Source organism: Acidovorax sp. LjRoot129 (genome assembly GCF_964253765.1).
GTDB lineage: Bacteria > Pseudomonadota > Gammaproteobacteria > Burkholderiales > Burkholderiaceae_C > Acidovorax.
Map to the genome: position 1 here is coordinate 2,116,384 of NZ_CAXUSE020000001.1, position 18,200 is coordinate 2,134,583.

Consider the following 18,200-nt stretch of genomic DNA (forward strand, 5'->3'; position numbering starts at 1 on the left):
GCAAGTGGCGAACTCAGGGGCGCGATGCCGCCCCGTATTAAGTCATCGCAGCCCGCTTGGTCTGCTGCGCTGACGCTGAAACGGGGGCCGCCCACAAGATGCGTTTGGGATCGATGCCCATGGCCTGGGCCCGCTCCAGCAAATGTTCTCGCACATCTGCGGGCAGGGTGGACGTGCGCGACAGGATCCAGAGGTAGTCGGTGCTGGAACCCACCACCATCGCCCACTGGTAGTTCTCATCCAGCGCCACCACGTTGTAGCCGCCATAAAACGGCCCGAAGAACGACACCTTCAACGCGGCACGTGTCGGGTCGTCCACAAAACTCGCCGTGCCCTCGGCCTCTTTCCACTGCTTGCGCACCGGGTCATAGCCGCGGTTGACGACCTTCATGGTGTCATCTGCATTGCGGCTGTAGGTTGCGCTGGTCTGTGTAAGCCCGCGCTCAGACGAATGGTCGATGCGGCCCACCTCATGCCAATGGCCGGTGTAGCGGTCGACGTCAAACCCGCTCACTGCCTGGATGCCGTCGGGCGTACGCGGTGTGGTGCAGGCCGATAGCGTCAGTAAGGCTATCAGTGCTGTAGCTCCCACGATGAGGGGCCAGACAAAACTGCGGCGGGGGGCGGTATTGAGGCGCATCGGGCTTCTCCTGCGGATTTTTGGGTGATAGCGCCAATGCGTGGGGGCACGTGCCGGCTCTCTGGGGCTGACTGTAGGTAGTGCATTGCGTCTGGCTTGTAGGTTCACGCTGGCAGGCTGTGTCAGCTGCGCAGGAATGCCGAAGCAGGTGGTGGCGATGCCAATGGGCTTGACAAGTGGTGCGCCCGTTGCTGCTTGCGGTCTGGAAGAGGAGTGGGCCGCGCCCCGGGTTGGAACGCTTCCACTTGCTTCTACTCGCTTCTGCTTATGAAGAGAGACAGTTGCGCCAGAGCCGTTAAAGGCGCAACGAAGTTTCAGGTTCGCGGTGCGCTGTTCGTTGTGCGTCGCCGTAGCTCTGTCTGTCGCGTCGTGCCGCGCCTGCAGGTCCCCCGTGGATCAACGTGAATGGGGGCGTAGGCCAGATGCTCAAAGGAGGGCCCATGCGCTTGGATGGGACGGCCTTCACCGATCGGGAAAACATCGCTACCAAGTGCTCCTTTTTGTCGGGCCGGGCCCTTGCTTGCCCGTGCCCAAAGCCGCGCTGTCGATGCCAGCGCCAGAGTTCATCCTCCAGCGCATCCCTTGAGAGGCTGAGGTCGCGCAGCAACGACAGCCGGGTGGTACAGCGCAGCGAATGCGCTGTGGTACGCGTCAGGGTTTGGCTGCGGGGGCCGCTGTCGGCTTGCCGGCCTGCGCCTTCGCGGTCTTGTTGTAGACCTCCATCACGGTAGCAAAGTCACGTTCGAAGTTGATGGGGAGGAACGTGTCATTGCCCGGCAGCAACTGGCGCAGCTTAGGCGAGAAGCTGTAGCTGTACGAGCACTTCTTCACACGCGCCTGCAGCTCAGGCGATACGTCCTTGCCCATCGTCCAGGTCTCGGTCATGAACGGAGGGCTTTCCCACAGCGTGCGGATGCTCGAGCCCTTCACATCACCCTTGACCACCATGCGCTGGTACAGATCGCTGGCCACCGCAGCGGCGGGGTAGAAGCCGTGCATCACGCCGGTCACCGAACGCTCATGGCCGTTGGAGAACACCACCTCATAGTTCTGGTCCGGCACCAGACCAAGCGCCGGGAAGAGCGCGCGCGGCGCCAGGTTGCCCGAGTTGGAGGTGGGCGTGGTGTGCGCGATCTTCTTGCCCACCAGGTCTTGCGGCTTGGTGAAGGGGCTGTCCACGCGCGAGATGAGGATGAGCTTGTACGAGTTGCGCTGTCCACTGGCCTTATTGCCTGGCACCCCAAACGGTGCCGGCTGGCCTGCGGCCACCAGCTGCGGCACCAGGCCTGGGTTGACCTGGGCCAGTTGGGCCTTGCCGGTGATCAGGTTGTCGATGAGATCCTTCTCGGCCAGCACGTCGATGTTGGTGCTGCGCTCCAGCGACTCGCCTTGCAGGTTCTGCAGATCAATGTTGCCGCAGCGCGCCAGGTGGTTGAAGTAGTCGCCCCACAGCAGCATCGTTTCGCTCTTGGCATAGGTCTTGGGCATGGCCACCACCAGCTTTTCGCGCGGACCGCTGAAGGCAGGGGCCGGGGCCGCTGCGGCGCGGGCGGCGGCGGCACGCGCCTGGGGCGAGGCGCTGGCGTCCGTCGGAGTTTGTGCGGCCACCGGGCCGAGCGTAAGCGTGGTGCAGAGCAAAAGTGCGCCAGAGCGGGCGTGACAACGCATGGTGGAAATCCCTCAGTGTTTTGTGATGGTGTTGGCCCGGTGCTTGGATGGCCTGGGCCAGCCCGAGGCCGGCATGTGCTTGCGGCGGTGCGCGCGCTGGCTGGGCCGTGGTGGGCTGTGATCGAGTATGCATGAAGCCTGGGGTTGCCCAGGCAGTCGGCTGGCGGCCCGGGTAACACGCGGGACTCGCGGGATCTGTCCGGCGTAGTGGACTCAAGGGTGGGGCGGTTGACACGGCGTCAAGTGCATCGCGCCCCGAACTGCTCGGCGTGCCCTGGTCCGAAACCGGCGTGGGGCCGTTTGCGCCCGTGTTCGTGAACGATGGCTTCACCATCGACTTCGACGAATGGCCCGAGCCCATTCCGCGCATCCACTACTGATTGCGTGAGCGATGCGGAGTTCAGCGCCATCCTCGCGCGCATCCAGGCTGGGGGCATCCCGTAACGCAGCGCCGTGCACGGCCCCGTGGACAGCTAGGTGGATACGGCCCACGGTGGCCGCATCTACTGGAACCAGTCCGATGGGCACCAGTGAGAGATGCTGACCGTGAGTTATGCGCGCGCAGCCGTCACCTAGGCGGCTGAATTTCAAGCTAAATTGGCCCCTAGCGCTTGATGGATAAGCGCTGATAGCTATCAAATTTATAGTAATTGCTTCTTGGGTTTCAAGGCCGCTGCGCCATTACCAGCGCATACAGCGCCTGCGCCGCCACCGACAGGCTCTCGTCGCGCCGCCGCACCAGGTAGATCTGCCGCGTGAGCCCGGGCAGCGACAGCGGCCGCGTGACCAGACCCGGCTGCTCGAAGTGGAACAGCGTGAGCGCCGGCACCACGCTGATGCCCAGGCCCGCGCGCACCATGCCCATCACGGTGGCCAGCTGCTCCACCTCCATCAGCGTGTGCATGGCCTGCGGGTGCAGGGCGGCCTCCAGGTACTGGCGCACGCTGCTGGTGCGCGCCAGGTGGATGAACGGCCAGGCGGCCAGGTCCTGAGCGGTGATGGCCTTGCGGCGGCGTGCCAGCGGGTGGTCTGCGGGGCACACCAGGTAGAAGTTATCGCTGCAAAAAGGCTCGGCCTGCAAAGCAGGGGTGTCGGCGCGGATGGCGGCCAGCGCAAAGTCGGCATGGCCGCTGGCCACGCGGTCGATACACGGCTCGGACAGCACGTCGGCAATGTCGATCTCGATGCCGGGGTGTGCCGCGCGGTACTGCGCCAGCACGGCGGGCAGCCAGCCCGCAGCCAGCGATGGCAGCAGCGCCACGGCCACCCGCCCGCGCTGCAGGGTGGCGGCATCGCGCAGAGCCCCGAGCGCATTGGTGATCTCGCTGCGGATGCGGCGGGCTGATTCCAAAAAGTTCTGCCCCTCGGGCGTCAGGTCCACATGCCGCGTGCTGCGGTCGAAAAGGCGCAGGCCCAGGTCGTCCTCCAGTGCGCGGATCAGTGCGCTGAACGCGGGCTGCGACAAATGGCACAGCGCTGCAGCGCGCGTGAAGCTTTGCTGCTCAGCCAGCGCAATAAAGGCATCGAGCTGGCGGCTGGAGAGGTGGGCAGTGCTCATGGGGGAGGGCGGCGGCTGGTAAACCGGCTGCTGATTGAGTTATCTGAAATTCAGATGGATTAATTGGAACAATCGATTTCACAGAATACCGCAGTCTCTCTAAAGTGCCCCCAGGAGACAACAAACCCATGGCGAACAACACCCCTCTGCGCATCGGCTGCGCAGCCGGCTTTTCGGGCGACCGCACCGACGCGGCCCTGCCCGTGGTGCAGGCGCTGATCGCCAGCGGCCAGCCGTCCGTGCTCATCTTCGAGACCCTGGCCGAGCGCACGCTGGCCCTGGCGCAACTGGCCCGCCGCACCGACCCCGATGCCGGCTACGAGCCGCTGCTGGCCGACCTGCTGCGCCCCGTACTCGGGCTGTGCCTGGCGCACGGCGTGCGCATCGTCAGCAACTTCGGCGCGGCCAACCCGCACGGCGCCGCACGCCGCATCCACGCGCTGGCGGCCGAGCTGGGCCTGGCCCGCCCGCGCATCGCCGTGCTGCAGGGCGACGACCTGAGCGGCCCCGCCCACCGCGCGCTGCTGCAGGACGCCCTGGGCAATGCCATGCCCACCGAGCCCATCGTGAGCGCCAATGCCTACATCGGTGCACAGGCCATTGCCGATGCCCTGCGCGCCGGGGCCGACATCGTGGTCTGCGGCCGCGTGGCAGACCCATCCCTCGTGCTGGGCCCGGCGCTTGCGCACTACGGCTGGGCCACTGACGACTGGGACCGCCTGGCCCGCGCCACCATGGCCGGGCACCTGCTCGAATGCGGCGCGCAGGTCACGGGCGGCTACTTTGCCGACCCCGGCTACAAGGACGTGCCGGGCCTGGCGCAACTGGGCTACCCCATCGCCGAGATCGACGCCGACGGCCACTGCACCATCACCAAGCCGCCCGGCACGGGCGGGCGCATCGACGAGCGCACCGTCAAGGAGCAACTGCTGTACGAGCTGCACGACCCTGCGGCGTACCTCACGCCCGACGTGGTGGCCGACATCACCCAGACCAAGGTGCAGACCGTGGGCACCGACGCCGTGCGCCTGACCGGCGTGCGGGGCCACGCGCAGCCCGCCACGCTCAAGGTCAACGTGTGCTTTGAATCCGGCTGGTTCGCCGAGGGCGAAATCTCCTACGCCGGCCCGCGTGCCGAAGCCCGCGCGCGCCTGGCGGGCGAGGTGCTGCGCGAGCGGCTGGCCGGCCTGGGCCCGCTGCGCATCGACCTGATCGGCGTGACCAGCATCTTCGGCGACGACACCAGCCGGTGGCTGGATGCGCCCGCAAGCGGCAGCCGCGACGCCCACAACGACGTGCGTGATGTGCGCCTGCGCGTGGCCCTGCAGCACCGCGACCACGCCAGCGCCCAGCGCCTGGTGCGCGAGGTGACCGCGCTCTACACCTGCGGGCCCGCGGGCGGCGGCGGGGTGCGCACCGCCATGCGGCCCCGCCTGGGCACGGTGTCGTGCCTGGTGCCGCGCGATGCGGTGGCCGTGCGTTTTGAGATGGTCGATTGATCGATGAAGGACCCACGCACCATGACTTTCGCCACCGCTTCAACGATCACCGTGCCTTTGTACCGCCTGGCCCACAGCCGCACGGGCGACAAGGGCAACCGGTCCAACATCAGCGTCATCGCCTGGCACCCCGCGCTGTGGGATGTGCTGGTCGATCAGGTCACCGAAGCCGCTGTGGCGCGCCAGTTCGCGCTGCGCCAGCCGCGCCAGGTCACGCGCTACCTGCTGCCCCAGCTGCAGGCCATGAACATCGTGCTGGACGATGTGCTGGACGGCGGCGTGAACGATTCGCTCAACCTCGACAGCCACGGCAAGGCGCTGAGCTACATGCTGCTGGACTTGCCCGTCACCGTGCCCGCCGCGCTGGCACCGCACCTGGGCGGGCCGCCACCGCCGCAACCGCCGCTGTCCTGCCGGTGACCGATTCCCTTTTGCTTTCGTTTTCCGCTTTCCGCTTTTCCATACCTATACACAAGGAGACAAACATGAACCCATCCACTTCGCCGTTGAACCTGGGCCGACGCCACGCGATGGCCGCCGCCGTGCTGGCGCTTGGCGCGCTGCAGGGCGGGGCTGCCCATGCGCAGGCTTACCCGGCCAAGGCCATCACCTTCGTCGTGCCCTTTGCAGCCGGCAGTGCCACCGACCAGCTGGCGCGCGCGCTGGGCCAGTCCATCACCACGGACACCAAGCAGGCGGTGGTCATCGACAACAAGGCCGGTGCCAGCGGCATGATCGCGGCGGCTGCCGTGGCCAAGGCGGCGGCCGACGGGTACAGCGTGCTCATCACCACCAACACCACACACGCGGCCAACGAGCATTTGTACAAGAAGCTCTCGTACGACCCGGTCAAGGACTTTGCGCCGGTGACGGGCCTGGGCAAGGGCGGGCAGGTGCTGGTGGTCAATGCCAGCGCGCCGTACAAGAACGTGGGCGAGCTGCTGGCCTTTGCCAAGAAGAACCCCGGCAAGCTCAGCTTCGGCAGCGGCAGCTCGTCGAGCCGCATGGCCGGCGAAATGCTCAAGCAACTGGCCAGCGTGGACATCCTGCACGTGCCCTACAAGAGCAACCCGCTGGCCATCACCGACCTGCTTGGCGGGCAGATCGACCTGATGATCACCGACACCTCCACCGGCGTGCCCCAGGTCAAGGCGGGCAAGCTGCGGGCCCTGGGTTACTCCACCCAAAAGCGCAGCGCGCAACTGCCCGATGTGCCCACGCTGGACGAAGCCGGCGTGAAGGGCTACGACATGGGCTACTGGTTTGCGGCCTATGTGCCCGCCGGCACGCCCGCACCGGTGGTGGCGCGCCTGAACGAACTGCTGACCGCCGCCACCAAGAGCGCGGCGGCCAAGAGCTTCTACGACAACGCGGGCTCCGAGGCATGGACGACCACGCCCGATGAACTCGCCAAGTTCCAGGCCGCCGAAACCCAGAAGTGGGGCAAGGTGATCAAGGCCGCCGGGATCGAGGCCGAGTAAGCCAGTAGGCCAGCCAAGCCAGCCCACAAGCCGCAGCCCCCGCGCCGGGCCGCGGCTTTTTCCACCCCGTTTTCCGTTCTGCCAGTCCCTGCCTTCACCGGCAGGCGCGGGCGGAGCCTTGCCGCGCGCCGCGCACCAGACGCTGCCGTTTTCCTTCCAGAGCCGCTAGAGCGGCCACCACCCACCATCCATCCCAGGAGACAACATGCAACCCCTTCACGCATTCGGAAAACTCGCCCTCACGGCCGCCGCCGCAGCAGCCCTGGCCGCTTGTGGCGGCAGCAGCAATAGCGACGACGCCCCCAAAGGCCCGGCCCTCAAGCTGCAGATCACCGCCACCGAGGCCTTCCCCGGCAGCTACGGCGACGTGGGCGAGTACGAGCGCATCACCGGCACCATCAGTGGCGAGGTCGACCCCAAGGACCCCAAGAACGCCACCATCCAGGACCTGGCGTTCGCGCCCACCAATGCCAACGGCATGGTCGAGTACCAGGCCGACTTCGTCATGCTCAAGCCCAAGAACATGGCGAAGGCGAGCGGCGTGCTGCGCTACGACGCGCCCAATCGCGGCAACATCCTCACCATGCTCAACCCCACGGCCACGCCCAGCGATGCGGTGTACCTGGAGCGCGGCTACGTGATGCTGTATTCGGCCTGGCAGGGCGACGTGCCCAAGAGCACGCCGGCGCGCCTGACGGTGACGGTGCCCGTTGCCAAGAACAAGGACGGCAGCAGCATCACTGGCCCCTACCGTGCCGAGCTCGTGCCCACCGTGGCCAGCCCGTCGATGACACTGCCCGGCGGCGTGTTCAATGGCTCCATGATTCCTTACGAGCCCGCCAGCCTGGACAACACCCAGCCCGGCTATTCGCTCACTCGCCGCGCCAACGAAACGGATGCACGCACGCCGGTGCCGGCCAGCGACTGGAAGTTCGCCAGCTGTGACGCGGGCGCCAACGCCTTCCCCGGCACCGCCAGCCCCACCAGCGTGTGCCTCAAAGGCGGGTTCGACCCGGCCTACCTGTACGAGCTGGTCTACGTGGCCAAGGACCCCAAGGTCATGGGCGTGGGCCTGGCCGCGCTGCGCGACACGGTGAGCTTCTTTCGCGGCAAGTCGGCCGACTCGTCGGGCACGCCCAACCCGCTGGCGGGCCGCATCCAGTACACGCTGGGGCAGGGCACCTCGCAGTCGGGCAACGCGATGAAAACGTTCTTGCACCTGGGCTTCAACCAGGCGCTCGACGGTGGCAAGGTCTTCGACGGCATCTTCGCCCACGTGGCCGCGCGCCAGACCCACATCAACACCCGCTTTGCGGTGCCCGGCGGCGGCGGGGGCCTGCGCACCGACCACACGGCCTTCGGCCAGACGGCGCCGCGCGGGCTGGACAAGGACTACCAGGACGACATCAGCGGCCGCCAGGGCGGGGTGATGAAGCGCTGCGCCGCCACCACCACCTGCCCCAAGTTCTTTTTGGGCCTGTCGGGCACCGAGTTCTGGCAGCTGCAGGGCTCACCCGTGCTGACCGATGCCCGCGGCACCAAGGACCTGGCCCAGCCCGAGAACGCGCGCATCTACTACTACGCCAGCACCCAGCACGGCGGCGCAGGGGGCACGGCCAGCATCGCGTACGCGCCCACGCGGGCCACCTACCCCACGGGCACGGTGGTGCACTTCAACGACACCTTCCGCGCGCTGTTCCTGAACCTGGAAGACTGGGTGGTGCGCGGCACGCTGCCGCCCGCCAGCCAGGTGCCACGCATCGACAACGGCACGCTGGTGCGGCCCGAGGCGCTGGCCTTTCCGGTCATGAAGGGGCTGACCTGGGCGGTGGGCGGCGTGCAGACGGCCATCCCTGAGTTCAGCTACCGGGGCCTGTACAACAACTTCCCCCTGTTCGACTTTGGCCCGCAGTACATCCCGCAGGACGAATCGGGCGTCGCCACCATCCTGCCCCCGCGCAACCTGGGCCGCGACTACGCGATCATGGTGCCGCAGGTCGATGCGTCCACCGGCCTGACCCGCGCCGGCATCCGCAGCGTGGAAGCGCGCGCACCCTTGGGCACCAGCATCGAGTTCAACTACGTCGCCACGCCCGGCATCACCGACCTGGCCAACCTCACCGGCAGCTTCATCCCCTTCCACAAGACGCGCGCCGCGCGGCTGGCGGCGGGCGATGCGCGCACGTCGCTGGAAGAGTTGTATGGGACGCAAGAAGGCTATGTGGCGGCCGTGACCGAAGCGGCCAACACGCTGGTGGCGCAGCGCCTGCTGCTGCAGCGCGACGCAGATGTGCAGATTGCGCGGGCCAAGGCAGCTGCGGTGCTGCCCTGAGGCGGAGGCGGGAAGGTGGTGTGCGGCGGAGCCTGCGTTGGGCTGCCGGCCACGCGCCAGCGCGGCACCCAGTTTTCACTCCCTCTTGCCTCATGGAAGAGGGAGTTTTAGATCAAAATGGCCGCTAGCGCTTGATCGATAAGCGCTTCCAGCTATCAAAATGATAGTTTTCTAGTGACGAGGAAGGCCACTCACCATGGCACCCCCGCAAACCGCAGTACCAAAAAATCCAGCAGCGCCCGCACCGCCGGCGACAGGTGCCTGCGCGAGGTGTACAGCGCGTGGATGGTCATCACCGGCAGGCTCCACGCGGGCAGCACGGCCTGCAGTTCGCCGCTGTGCAGATAGGGGTTGACCAGGTAGGTGGGCTGCAGTGCGATGCCGCCACCAGCCAGCGCCGCGCGCATCAGCGTGGTGGCCTCGTTGGCGCTGAAGGGGCTGGTCACGCCCACGCGGGCGATCTCGTCACCGCGGGTGAGCTGCCACACGCTTTTGCCAAAGTTGGCGTAGCTCAGACAGCGGTGGCGGGTCAGGTCGGCGGGCTCCTGGGGCGTGCCGTGTGCGGCCAGGTAGGCGGGCGATGCGACCAGCGCCGAATCGCAGCGCGCCAGCGGCCGGCCAATGAGCAGCGGGTCGGGCTCGGCACTGATGCGGATCGCCAGGTCGATGCGGCGCTCCACCAGGTTCAGCGAGCCCTCGCTGGCGTCCAGATCGATCTTGAGCTGCGGGTGTTGTGCCAAGAAGTCGGCAATCGCCGCGCCCATCTGCGCATACGCAAACGACACGCTGCAGGTGATGCGCAGTTGCCCGCGCAGCTCGCCCTCGGTGGTGGTGGCGGTTTCTTCTTCCAGGTCTTGCGTCAGTGCCAGCATCTGCTGGCAGCGGCGCAGCGCCAGCTCGCCTGCATCGGTCAGCGTCACGCTGCGGGTGGTGCGCTGCAGCAGCCGCGCCTGCAGCCACTGCTCCATCTCGCCCACGTAGCGCGTGACCATGGCGCGCGACATCTCCAGCCGGTCGGCCGTGGCACTGAAGCTGCCGCTGGTGGCCACTTCCACGTACACGCGCATGGCGGTCAGGCGGTCCATATTTGCTCTATTGGTGCAACAAATATGCGCATTTTATGGGGTTTATTGGATCGATTGGCGCAAATAGACTGCGTCCTGTTATTCATCCCACCCCTCAGAAATCCGGAGAAACCGCCATGTTCCGCACCACCCTCATCGCTGCCACCCTGTCTGTTGCTTTCACGGGCGCCCAAGCGGCACAGCCCCTGGAGATCAAGGTCTACAACGCCAGTGGCAGCAGCTTCAACGTGAACTCCACCCTGGTCTACGGCGAGAAGGAAGCCATGGTCATCGACGGCGGCTTCACCCGTGCCGACGCACTGCGCATTGCCGCCAACGTGCTCGATTCCGGCAAAGAGCTCAAGACCATCTACGTGAGCCAGGCCGACCCGGACTACTACTTCGGCGTCGAAACCCTCAAGGAGATCTTCCCCAAGGCCGACGTGGTGACCACGCCCGCCGTGCTGGAAAAAATCAACGCCAAGCTGGCCACCAAGCTCTCGTTCTGGGGCCCCAAGATGGGTGCCAACGCCCCGCGCACGCCCGTGCTGCCCAAGGCCCTCAGCGGCAACACGCTCACGGTAGACGGCCAGGCGGTCGAGATCCGCGGCACCACCGGCCTGCTGGCGCACCGCCCGTATGCGTACATCCCATCGATCAAGGCTGTCGTCGGCAACATCGGCGTGTTCGGCAACATGCACGTGTGGACGGCCGACACGCAATCCGCCGCTGAACGTGCGGCCTGGGTTGCGCAGCTTGACGAAATCGCCGCCCTGCAGCCCACGCTGGTGGTGCCAGGCCACATGCAAGCCGGCACCAAGATCGACGCGAGCACGCTGACCTTCACCAAGGCCTATCTGCAAACGTTCGAGAAGAACCTGGCCGCAACCAAGAACAGTGCAGAGCTGATCCAGGCCATGAAGCAGTCGTACCCGCAGTTGACCGAAGGCGCGATGTCGCTGGACATCGGTGCCAAGGTGAACAAAGGCGAAATGAAGTGGTAAGCAGCTTGGCCGTAACGACCCCAAGCCACAGCACACCAACCTCCATGGAATCCGCCATGAAAACTTTCAAGACCGTTCTCATCGCCGCATCGCTGCTTGCCGCCTTTTCGACCAGCGCCTTTGCGCAGACCACCAACAAAGACATCGTCGTGGCCGGCATGAAAGGCCTGTTCATCACGCGCGATGCTTCGGTCATCGACAAGTACTGGTCACCCAGCTACATCCAGCACAACCCCGCCGTGCCCAACGGGTCCGAAGTGCTGAAGGGGTGGGTCGGCAGCCTGCCGCCCGACTTCAAGTACGAACCCGGCATGGTGGTGGCCGAAGGCGACTACGTCGTGGTGCACGGCCGCTATTCGGGCATGGGCCCCAAGGTCATGGTCGGCGTGGACATCTTCCGCCTGACCGGCGGAAAAATCGTGGAGCACTGGGACGTCTTGCAAGAAGAGACCACCAAGACCGCCAGCGGCAACCCCATGTTCACCAACCCGCAAAAGTGATCGGACACCAGACCGTGCCAACTCCACCGCTCCATCAAGTCCTGCAGCACCTGCACGCCGGGCGCTGGACCGCCGCGCACGATCTGGTGCAACACGACGGCTCGATGCTGGGCGCCTGGCTGCACGGCATCCTGCACCTGCAAGAGGGTGACCTCGAAGATGCCGAGAACTGGTACGACCGCGCAGGCCGCCACTTCCGCAGCCGGGGCACCCTGGCCGAAGAGCTGGCGCTTTTTGAGGCCGCGCTGGCCGTATCCCTATCCCCTGATTCTGAAAGATCCTGACCCATGCCCACCACGGTGACCTATCTGTTCGACCCCCTGTGCGGCTGGTGCTACGCCGCCGCGCCGGCGCTGCAATACCTGCGAGGCGTGGACGGCGTGCACGTCTCGCTGGCGCCCACGGGCCTGTTTGCGGGTGCTGGGGCGCGGCCCATGGATGCGCAGTTCGCTGCGTACGCGTGGTCCAACGACCAACGCATTCAGCAGCTCACCGGCCAGCCCTTCACGCAGGCCTACCGCGACCAAATTCTGGGTGCTGCGTCCGGCCGTTTTGATTCAGGCCCTGCCACCCTCGCGCTGACCGCCGTGGCGCAGACTGCGCCTGAAAGTGAACTGGACGCCTTGCACGCACTGCAGCGCGCACGTTATGTGGACGGCCGGGACACCGCGGAGCCCGAGGTGCTGGCCGATGTGCTGCGCGCCCTGGGCCTGGCCGATGCTGCGGCGTTGACGCTGGCACCCACAGCCGCACTGCAAAGCCAGGTCGCCGAGCGCGTCGCCAGCGCCCAGGCCACGCTGCGCGCCGTGGGCGCGCGGGGCGTGCCGCAGTTGGTGGTCACGGGGCAGGGCGGTGCGCTGCGGCTGATTGGCGGCGATGCGCTGCTGGGGCCGCGCGCGGGCCTGCTCGCGCAGGTGCTGGCGGGCTAAGGAGTCTTCCCCAAAAAACGTTCGGGCCGAGCCTGTCGAAGCCTGGGCACGTCCGTGGCGAGCTTTCGACGGGCTCAGGGAAAACGTAATCAAGGCACCCCACCCGCCGCCTCCGCCTTCACTGGCCCAGCGTGCGCACGATCTGTTCGTACATCGCATCCACCGCCGGTGAGCGCAGCGACACCTTGCTGCGCAGCACCGCCACGTTCATCGAAGCCAGCGGCGGCAGGTCAAACTCCGCGGGCAGGTTCTGCAAGATTTGCAGATGGGCTGGTGCGCTGCACCGCGTGAGCACCGCCACCGCCAGGCCGCTTTCCACTGCGGCCAGCTGCCCCGCCAGGCTGGAGCTGTGGTACACGATGCGGTAGGCGCGGCGGCGCGTGCCCAGCGCCGCCAAGGTGGCCTGCCGGGCCATGCTGGCCGATTCGTACACCGCAATCGGCAGCGGGTCACGCCGCCACGCTTCGAACTGTGGCGCACCCACCCACACCAGCGGCTCTTCGAACAAAAAATGCCCGCGCTGCGGCTTGTCGCGCGAGACCAGGGCCAGGTCCAGCTCGCCGCGCACCACGCGTGGGATGAGCGAGGTCGATTGCTCGCAGGTCAGCTCAATCTCCACGCCCTGGTACCGGTGCGAAAAACTGCGCAGCACCGGCGTGAGGTAGGTCGATGCGTAGTCGTCCGGCACCCCCAACCGCACCCGGCCTGCCAGCTGCGGGCCGAACAGCGCCGCATGCGCCTCGGCCTGCAGGTCGAGCACGCGGCGTGCGTACGACAGCAGTTCGGCCCCTGCGGGTGTCACCTCCAGATGGCGCGGCCCGCGCAGCAGCACCGGGCGGCCCAGCGCGGCCTCCAGCTTCTTGATCTGCATGCTGACGGCCGACTGCGAGCGGTGCACCAGCGGCGCCGCGCCGGATAGCGAGCCCGCATCCACCACGGCCACAAAGGCACGCAGCCAATCGATCTGGAAATCGGGGTAGTTCATGGCGCGGGTCTCGGTTTGCGTGCCGGCAAGCAGGCGGCGCGATGGTTTCGTTTTTCGAATGGTAGCTGCGCAAACTATGCGCTTTACTCCGAGGCGTCAATCTTCGAGCATCGGCGGCATGAACCACAAAGCCAGTGCCGCCACGCCTTCATCGCTTGCCGCGCAGATCACGTCCACAGGGCCTGCCGGCACCCGCGATCGGGACGGCCAGTGGCTGCTCATCGCCGGTGGTGTGCTGCTGGGAACCATCGGTGTTTTTGTGGAAGAGGCGGCCCAGCACCCGCTGGTCACCGTGTGGTTCCGCTGCGCATTCGGCGCCCTGGCCTTGCTGGCCTGGTGCCTGGCCACAGGCCGGGGCAGAGAACTTTTGCTGAACGGCCGCGCCCGATGGGTGGCCTGTGCCACGGGCGTGCTCATGGTGATGAACTGGGCGCTGTTCTTCGCCGCCATCCCGCGCACGTCCATCGCCGTGGCCACGGTGATCTTCCACATCCAGCCCATCTGGGTCATCGTGTTTGGCGCACTGTTTTTGCGCGAGGCCGTCTCGCCCGCGCAGTGGCTGGCTACCCTGGCCGCGCTGGGTGGCCTGGTGCTGACCACCGGCCTGCTCGACGGCACTGCAGCGGCAGCCGCAGCTAGCAGCAGCGGCGGCTACATGGCCGGCGTGCTGATGTGCCTGGGCGGCTCGCTCTGCTACGCGGGTGTCACGCTGCTCGCCAACACACAGAAAGCCATCAGCCCCTTTGCGATGGCGTTTTGGCAGTGCCTGGTGGGCGCGGTGTCGCTGGTGTGGGCCCCCTTTGTGCTGGGCTGGCCCCAGCAGGGCGCTGCGTGGGCCTGGCTGCTGGGCCTGGGCGTGCTGCACACGGGGCTGGCGTACGTAGTGCTGTTTGCCGGCATGGCGCGCCTGGGGCTGGGGCGCATTGCGGTACTGCAGTTCGTGTACCCGCTCACGGCGGTGCTGGTCGATTGGTGCGTGTATGGCCGCACGCTGAGCGCCGTGCAACTGGGAGGGGTGGCGCTGATGGCCGCGGCGCTGTGGACCATCCGGCGGCCGGGGCCGGTGCCGGTGGTGGCCCGGTCTGGCTGATGTTCTGCGCGGTCGGCGGCTCAGCCTTTTGCTTCGTCCGTCTTGCGCATGTCGGCGTGGCGATGGATCAGCTTCCATTCGCCCCCTTCAAGGCGGAAGACCTCTGTCGTGCGCAACTGCATCGGCACGCGCTCTTCCTGGCCCTCCATCCGCACGTCGGCGTGCTGCACCCCGGTCCAGAACGCCAGGGTGCCGCTGCTGGCGCTTTGCATGACTTCGAACTGCCCCGTGCTTCCCTTGCGAAAGCGCAGCGCGCCCTGGTGCTGAGCAGCAGACACCTCACCCGCGCCTTGCACGGTGGCGCCATTGGGCGGGAAGAACGTGGCGGGGTCGTGTTGCGTGGCGATGCCGTCGAGCGGCTCGGGGTTGCCATTGATGTAGTCGTTGGAGATCCGCTCGCGCGTGCGCAGGAATTCTTGAAACGAGGCGGTGGGCTGAACGGGCAGATCATTGCGTGCATTCATAGGTGGTGCTCCTTATGTCAGACCGGCGCCGGAACAGCGTTGAGCGTGGTCCCGGCGGGTGTGTACCCTAGCTTACGCCAGCCTAGTGCGCGTGCCGCCGCGGGGTGTAGGAGGTGCGGCTTGCGGGGCGTCGGAAGGGGGCGGCGTTCTGCCATGCAGTAGACCGCGCGAGGCCCCGCTGTCACAGACCGCAGGGAGTTCTGCAGGCCATCCCTAGGAGTGGATCGATGACGTCGGGTCAGCACCGTCGCCCCACCTCGGCCCCTGTGCTACGGCACAAACACCACCGACCGCTCGGCGCACTCCGCCTCCCCGGGCGGCTGCCACAGGTCGCTGGCCAGCTCAAAGATGTGCGGGGGCACCACCATCGAGAACGTCTCTCCCTGCTCGGCATTGCGCCGCAACACGCGTTCGCGGCGTACGTCGCGCGGTGCGTCCAGCACATATACCGTCATGGCGTCGGCCCACGGCCCCATGCGCGCATAAAAGGCGTCGCGCTGGTGCTGCTGGATCAGGCCCACCTCCAGCACCACATCGCCGCCGGCGGCCAGCACGGCCTCGGCGGTTTTCCAGATCTGCTCCAGGCAGCGCAGGGTGCGGGGGATGTACCAGGCCATCACGTCCCCGGTATCGGGCCGGTCGGGCGAAAACAGCGTGGCCATCCAGTCGTCCAGATTGAGCGGCACGGCGCGGTGTTGCTGCTGCACCAGCTGGCGGACGAAGGTGGACTTGCCTGCGCCCACCGGGCCGATGACCAGGTGAATGCGAGGGGCGGTGCCGGCCATGGTGGCAGGGGCGGCGTGGGTTGAAGCGGTGTGCATGAGAAAAGGCTCCAGAAATGCAAAAAGCCCTCTCTGCAAGCAGGGAGAGCTTTCCATAGGGCGGACGAAAAAAAGCCCTCAACGATGGTGGAGGGCTTTGCGGTTCGCTCCAACCCCAAAGGTCAGATGCGAGGTTGGCAGTGTAGGTGGCCGGCGCTGGCTGCGTCAACCCACGGGCCGCGTCGGCGCGACGAACGCCAAACTGCCCTCAGGGCGCTTTGGCTGCCGCGATGTGCCGCTGAAAGAACGCCAGCACCTGCGCGTTGAAAACCTGGTGAAAAGCCACCCGGTCAAACCCCGAAGCATCGCGGCAGATGCCGGGCACTGCCTCGGCCAGCGCTGGCGAGCAGGGCGCCAGAAAGGCGAAGTGCCCCGCGTTGGCGGCCAGATGCCAGTCGGGCGCGCTGGGCAGGCCCTGGCGCACGGTCTCCACGCTGTGCAGCGTGACGCCATCGCCACCCAGCGCCGAGGCCCACAGTTGGACGGGGGTTTTGACCTGCCCCAGGCCCTTGGCATCGAACACGCTCAAGGGGTCGACGATGACTGCCGCCCGAATGCGCGGGTCCGGCGCGGGCGTGGCGGGTATTTCTTTGCGCCGAATCTCGCCACACAAGGGGCGGGTGGATAGCGGCGAGCACAGGTCTTGCCGTGACGTCCAGTCCGGCACGGCGCCGATGGCCACCAGGCCCGTGTAGCCGCCGCGTGAAAAGCCGAAGAAGCCGACCTTGCCCGCGTCCAGCTGCGCGCGCTGGGGCCACGCGTCCAGCATGTAGTCCGTCAGCCGCTTCATGTCCACGGGCCGCGTGGCAAAGGCCGACAGGTGGCCCTGGCGGCTCAGGTCCTGAAAGTTGTCGCCCGGGTGGCTGATGGCGGCCACCACATAGCCTGCATCGGCCAGCGTGGCTGCCGTGTCGTGGTGCCCCAGGGCCGAGCCGCCCGCGCCGTGCGACACCACGACAAGCGGCAGGCTTTGGCCGGCAATGGGGCAGTCGCGTGTGCCTTGCAGCACCGCCGGGGCCAGGTCGATGCGGCCCGGCGGCGCGCTGCAGGGCGACCACACAGCGCCGCGCAGCGCGGGCCCGTCCTTGTCTGCAGGCACCTCGATAAAGGCAAAGCCCGCAGCGTGGGCCAGGGTGGTGGCGCCGCAGAGCGCTGCGGGCAAAAGGGAACGAAAGAGCCAGCGAAAACGGGTCATAGGGAGGTGGTGGGTCGGATGGGAATCAGCAGGTCGGTGCGCAGGTCGGCCTGCGCGGCGTTGCGGGGGGAGTTGAGGTAGTGCTCCAGCGTGGGGCGGTCGTCTGGCTCATAGCCGCTGGCCGGGAGCCAGCGTGTGTGGATGGCCGCCAGTGCCGCGTTGATGCGCGTGTAGGGGCCGGTGAGCGCGTGGCGTGCGTACAGGCCTGCCGGGATGTCCAGCAGCTCCAGCCCGCCATCTGCCGCCAGGATCGGCTCTGGCAGCACCACCGCCGCGTAGTAGCGAAAGCCGCCGCCCACGTCCTGCGGGTCTCCGCAAGACGCGCCCAGCCGGTGGGCTGCGCGCTGGCCGCACTGCAGGTACAGCCGCCGCTGCGTGTGGGGGATGGTGGATGGCGGCCCCTGGTGGCGCAGGGCATGCAGGCGCTGCGCCGGGCGCTCAACGATCTGCACGGCCAGTGTGTGCTCGGCCTTTGTATGCGCGTTTGCGTGCGCGTTCGCGGCGCCTGGATCAAGGATGAGGCGGTGCATGTCCCGCTGGAACGCCCGTGGCGATTGCCCGGCGAACTGGCTGAATGCGCGGGTGAAGGCCTGCGGGCTGTCGTAGCCCACCTCCATCGCCACCTGGGTGATGCTCTGCCCGCCTTGCTCCAGCAGCCGCGTGGCCAACGCCAGGCGCACGCGGCGCACCGTGGCGGCCACGGTTTCGCCCGCAATGCTGCTGTAGACGCGGTGAAAGTGGAAAGGGGAAAAGTGGGCAATGGCGGCCAGGTCCTCCAGCCGATGCGCTGCCAGCGGGTGCGCCACGATGTGGGCGATCACGCGGGCCACGCGGTCGCGGTAGTGCTGATCGGCGCTCTGGTCCAGGCTCATGGCCGCAGAGTGTGCCGCAGCTTGCGCGCCAGTACTTAGCCGATCTTGCTACTTTGTGGCCTGGTGCCGCAGCAGCGCTGCGCTACTTAGAGCGGCTA

The 18,200-nt window shown here is 67.1% G+C and carries 18 protein-coding genes; 9 read left to right on the top strand and 9 right to left on the bottom strand.

Features of this window, described 5'->3' with window-relative positions:
* Positions 1-37: 37 nt before the first annotated feature.
* The 3 genes from ACSQ3Q_RS09690 to ACSQ3Q_RS09700 all read right to left on the bottom strand — a co-directional run bounded on the left by ACSQ3Q_RS09690 (position 38) and on the right by ACSQ3Q_RS09700 (position 3,866).
* Complete coding sequence (locus ACSQ3Q_RS09690; RefSeq protein WP_436134178.1) at positions 38-640, bottom strand: lipocalin family protein; 603 nt, start codon at positions 638-640, stop codon at positions 38-40.
* A 651-nt stretch (positions 641-1,291) separates the two neighbouring features.
* The gene (locus tag ACSQ3Q_RS09695; protein ID WP_436134179.1) at positions 1,292-2,308 is read right to left on the bottom strand and encodes a PhnD/SsuA/transferrin family substrate-binding protein; all 1,017 of its coding nucleotides are present in this window, start codon (positions 2,306-2,308) and stop codon (positions 1,292-1,294) included.
* Between the two features lie 664 nt (positions 2,309-2,972).
* The gene (locus tag ACSQ3Q_RS09700; RefSeq protein WP_436134180.1) at positions 2,973-3,866 is read right to left on the bottom strand and encodes a LysR family transcriptional regulator; all 894 of its coding nucleotides are present in this window, start codon (positions 3,864-3,866) and stop codon (positions 2,973-2,975) included.
* A 128-nt stretch (positions 3,867-3,994) separates the two neighbouring features.
* Here ACSQ3Q_RS09700 and ACSQ3Q_RS09705 point away from each other — a divergent pair, with 128 nt between their 5' ends.
* The 4 genes from ACSQ3Q_RS09705 to ACSQ3Q_RS09720 all read left to right on the top strand — a co-directional run bounded on the left by ACSQ3Q_RS09705 (position 3,995) and on the right by ACSQ3Q_RS09720 (position 9,178).
* Positions 3,995-5,365 (top strand): acyclic terpene utilization AtuA family protein, encoded by a 1,371-nt coding sequence (locus ACSQ3Q_RS09705; protein ID WP_436134181.1) that lies wholly within the window; start codon positions 3,995-3,997, stop codon positions 5,363-5,365.
* Between the two features lie 21 nt (positions 5,366-5,386).
* Positions 5,387-5,785 (top strand): AtuA-related protein, encoded by a 399-nt coding sequence (locus ACSQ3Q_RS09710; RefSeq protein WP_436134182.1) that lies wholly within the window; start codon positions 5,387-5,389, stop codon positions 5,783-5,785.
* Between the two features lie 65 nt (positions 5,786-5,850).
* Positions 5,851-6,846, top strand: coding sequence for a Bug family tripartite tricarboxylate transporter substrate binding protein (locus ACSQ3Q_RS09715; protein WP_436134183.1), 996 nt, complete (start codon positions 5,851-5,853; stop codon positions 6,844-6,846).
* Between the two features lie 205 nt (positions 6,847-7,051).
* Positions 7,052-9,178 carry an alpha/beta hydrolase domain-containing protein gene (locus ACSQ3Q_RS09720; protein WP_436134184.1) on the top strand — a complete coding sequence of 709 codons (2,127 nt, stop codon included), beginning with the start codon at positions 7,052-7,054 and terminating at the stop codon, positions 9,176-9,178.
* A gap of 191 nt (positions 9,179-9,369) precedes the next feature.
* Here the strand turns inward: ACSQ3Q_RS09720 and ACSQ3Q_RS09725 are convergent, their stop codons facing one another.
* Positions 9,370-10,263: a LysR family transcriptional regulator gene (locus ACSQ3Q_RS09725; RefSeq protein WP_436134185.1), complete on the bottom strand. Its 894-nt coding sequence runs from the start codon at positions 10,261-10,263 to the stop codon at positions 9,370-9,372.
* A 116-nt stretch (positions 10,264-10,379) separates the two neighbouring features.
* Between ACSQ3Q_RS09725 and ACSQ3Q_RS09730 the strand changes: the two genes are divergently transcribed.
* The 4 genes from ACSQ3Q_RS09730 to ACSQ3Q_RS09745 are packed head-to-tail and all read left to right on the top strand — an operon-like array spanning position 10,380 to position 12,675.
* A complete protein-coding gene (locus ACSQ3Q_RS09730) occupies positions 10,380-11,246 on the top strand; it encodes an MBL fold metallo-hydrolase (protein WP_436134186.1) in 867 nt (288 codons plus the stop codon).
* A 56-nt stretch (positions 11,247-11,302) separates the two neighbouring features.
* Positions 11,303-11,746 carry a nuclear transport factor 2 family protein gene (locus ACSQ3Q_RS09735; protein WP_436134187.1) on the top strand — a complete coding sequence of 148 codons (444 nt, stop codon included), beginning with the start codon at positions 11,303-11,305 and terminating at the stop codon, positions 11,744-11,746.
* A gap of 14 nt (positions 11,747-11,760) precedes the next feature.
* Entirely contained in the window at positions 11,761-12,030 is a 270-nt protein-coding gene (locus tag ACSQ3Q_RS09740; protein WP_436134188.1) for a hypothetical protein, read from the top strand.
* Between the two features lie 3 nt (positions 12,031-12,033).
* Positions 12,034-12,675: a DsbA family protein gene (locus tag ACSQ3Q_RS09745; protein WP_436134189.1), complete on the top strand. Its 642-nt coding sequence runs from the start codon at positions 12,034-12,036 to the stop codon at positions 12,673-12,675.
* A gap of 118 nt (positions 12,676-12,793) precedes the next feature.
* On the opposite strand, the gene ACSQ3Q_RS09750 is transcribed toward ACSQ3Q_RS09745, so the two are convergent.
* Positions 12,794-13,660 carry a LysR family transcriptional regulator gene (locus ACSQ3Q_RS09750; protein WP_436134190.1) on the bottom strand — a complete coding sequence of 289 codons (867 nt, stop codon included), beginning with the start codon at positions 13,658-13,660 and terminating at the stop codon, positions 12,794-12,796.
* 118 nt (positions 13,661-13,778) lie between these two features.
* On the opposite strand from ACSQ3Q_RS09750, the gene ACSQ3Q_RS09755 reads away from it, so the two are divergent.
* Positions 13,779-14,750 (top strand): DMT family transporter, encoded by a 972-nt coding sequence (locus tag ACSQ3Q_RS09755; protein WP_436134191.1) that lies wholly within the window; start codon positions 13,779-13,781, stop codon positions 14,748-14,750.
* A 20-nt stretch (positions 14,751-14,770) separates the two neighbouring features.
* Here the strand turns inward: ACSQ3Q_RS09755 and ACSQ3Q_RS09760 are convergent, their stop codons facing one another.
* The 4 genes from ACSQ3Q_RS09760 to ACSQ3Q_RS09775 form a co-directional block, all read right to left on the bottom strand.
* Positions 14,771-15,214 carry a YybH family protein gene (locus ACSQ3Q_RS09760; RefSeq protein ID WP_436134192.1) on the bottom strand — a complete coding sequence of 148 codons (444 nt, stop codon included), beginning with the start codon at positions 15,212-15,214 and terminating at the stop codon, positions 14,771-14,773.
* Between the two features lie 269 nt (positions 15,215-15,483).
* On the bottom strand, positions 15,484-16,035 hold the full coding sequence (locus tag ACSQ3Q_RS09765) for an AAA family ATPase (protein ID WP_436134193.1): 552 nt from the start codon (positions 16,033-16,035) through the stop codon (positions 15,484-15,486).
* A gap of 208 nt (positions 16,036-16,243) precedes the next feature.
* Positions 16,244-17,230 (bottom strand): alpha/beta hydrolase family protein, encoded by a 987-nt coding sequence (locus ACSQ3Q_RS09770; RefSeq protein WP_436134194.1) that lies wholly within the window; start codon positions 17,228-17,230, stop codon positions 16,244-16,246.
* Positions 17,227-18,102: an AraC family transcriptional regulator gene (locus ACSQ3Q_RS09775; RefSeq protein WP_436134195.1), complete on the bottom strand. Its 876-nt coding sequence runs from the start codon at positions 18,100-18,102 to the stop codon at positions 17,227-17,229. Before ACSQ3Q_RS09775 ends, ACSQ3Q_RS09770 begins: the two co-directional genes overlap by 4 nt.
* Positions 18,103-18,200 lie beyond the last annotated feature (98 nt).